Annotated in this window: 3 protein-coding genes; 2 read left to right on the plus strand and 1 reads right to left on the minus strand. The window is 53.6% G+C overall.

What is annotated here, in order from left to right; translation table 11 throughout:
- The coding region (locus tag ABYW01_RS20565; protein WP_372836365.1) for a heme-binding protein at positions 1–200 on the plus strand (200 nt) is incomplete at its 5' end.
- Between the two features lie 2 nt (positions 201–202).
- Entirely contained in the window at positions 203–1,231 is a 1,029-nt protein-coding gene (locus ABYW01_RS20570; protein WP_372836367.1) for an MsnO8 family LLM class oxidoreductase, read from the plus strand.
- A 78-nt stretch (positions 1,232–1,309) separates the two neighbouring features.
- On the opposite strand, the gene ABYW01_RS20575 is transcribed toward ABYW01_RS20570, so the two are convergent.
- Positions 1,310–1,918: LysR substrate-binding domain-containing protein (locus tag ABYW01_RS20575; RefSeq protein ID WP_372836369.1), on the minus strand; the 609-nt coding region annotated here is incomplete at its 5' end.

Genomic DNA, 1,918 nt, shown 5'->3' on the forward strand with positions numbered 1-1,918 from the left:
CTACCGGTGACTTTGGCAAGCTTATTCGGGAAGCGTCACTGACCGGCATCGAGCTCAGCAACGGCCTGCTCACGGGTTTTCCGGGCGGACTCCCTATTCAACAAGACGGACTTGTCTTAGGCGCCCTCGGCATTTCAGGTGGCAGTGCCGAGCAGGATCTTGAAATCGCCAAGCATGCATTGGACAAGGCGGGATTATAATCATGACGAAGTTAAAACTGAGTGTTGTAGACCAGTCTCCCGCCCACGATGGCAACTCCCAGACCCATGGCCTTCAGCGCACGCTGGAACTGGCGAAGACCTGCGACGAGCTGGGCTATCACCGCTACTGGGTCGCCGAGCATCACGCAACACCGAGCTATTCCAGCCCATGCCCGGAAATTGTCATTGGCCAGATTGCCGCCCATACAAAACGGATCAAGGTCGGTAGCGGCGGTATTATGCTGTCCCACTACAGCCCCTATAAAGTGGCTGAAGTGTTCCGTACGCTAGAAGCATTTTTCCCGGGCAGGATTGATCTGGGTTTTGGCCGTGCGCCGGGCGGCGCAGAACTGCCAAGTCGCGCCCTCGCCTACCCGAATACCCCGGTCAGCCGAGAGAGCTATCCTGACCTGGTCGAAGCATTGGTTGGATTCGCTGACAACCAGATCCCCGACGGGCATGCGTTTTCCGGCTTACAGGTCACACCCACAGACAGCACCGCGCCCGAACTCTGGACACTGGGCTCCGCTGCCGGGAGTATCGAACTCGCCGCACGATATGGCGTTGGCTTTGTGCTGGCCCTGTTTATCGGCACCCACGAGCGTCCGGCAGAGATCATCAGTAAGTACCGCGAACTGTTTAAACCACGCGCGGGTAGCCTGATGCAGACCCCTCAGGCCATGATTTCCAGCGCGGTCATCTGTGCGGATTCCAGTGAAGAAGCGAAGCTACTGGCGGCATCCCACACCTTCTGGAAGATTCAGGCCTCAAACGGTATTCGTGAAGGCATCCGACCACCGGAAGAGTGCATGGATCTATACAAACAGCTGTCACCTTCAGATCAGCATACGTTCGATATTACACGGGATTCAATGATTACTGGCACCCCCGAATATTGTCGGGGCGTACTCGAACAACAAGCCGCATTCTACGATGTCGACGAAGTCGTGGTGGTTGCGGTCACCCACAATTTTGAAAAACGACGCGAAAGTTACGAAAAGCTGGCGCAGGCTTTTGACCTGAACGCATAGGCACATTCAACATATCAGGCACAAAAAAAGGAGGCTATTAGCCTCCTTTTTTCTGTTGGTCGCTGTAACGATCAGATCTTATAGATCCGGCAACACCTGATTGGCAAAAATTTCATCAATCTCTGCCCGGTTACCTGCCGACTGGACCTGACGCACAACATCCGGTGTCAGATGCGGTGCAAAACGCTCGATAAAGTCGTACATATATCCACGCAAGAAGGTGCCTTTGCGGAAACCAATCTTTGTCGTGCTGGATTCGAACAGATGACTCGCATCCAACGCGACCAGATCGCTATCAAACTCTTCTTCGTATGCCATCGTCGCGATAATTCCAACACCCAAACCCAGACGAACGTAGGTTTTGATCACATCGGAATCTACTGCCGTAAACACCACCTTCGGATCCAGACCTTCTCGCTGGAACGCATCATCCAGCTTAGAACGCCCAGTGAAACCGAACACATAGGTGACAATCGGGAACTGCGCCAAGTCTTTAAGGGTCAATTTTGACAACTGAGCCAAAGGGTGATCCTTAGGTACGACAACGGAGCGATTCCAGCGATAGCACGGCATCATAATCAGATCACTGAAGTGAGACAGCGCTTCAGTGGCGATGGCAAAATCCACCGTTCCGTCTGCAGCCATCTCAGAAATCTGCATAGGCGTACCTTGGTGCATATGCAACGA

The organism is Pontibacterium sp. (assembly GCF_041587635.1).
GTDB lineage: Bacteria > Pseudomonadota > Gammaproteobacteria > Pseudomonadales > Balneatricaceae > Pontibacterium.

Bases quoted from the DNA above. Each gene is read 5' to 3' on its own strand.
- ABYW01_RS20570 (WP_372836367.1), top strand. From the start codon at position 203: ATGACGAAGTTAAAACTGAGTGTTGTAGACCAGTCTCCCGCCCACGAT.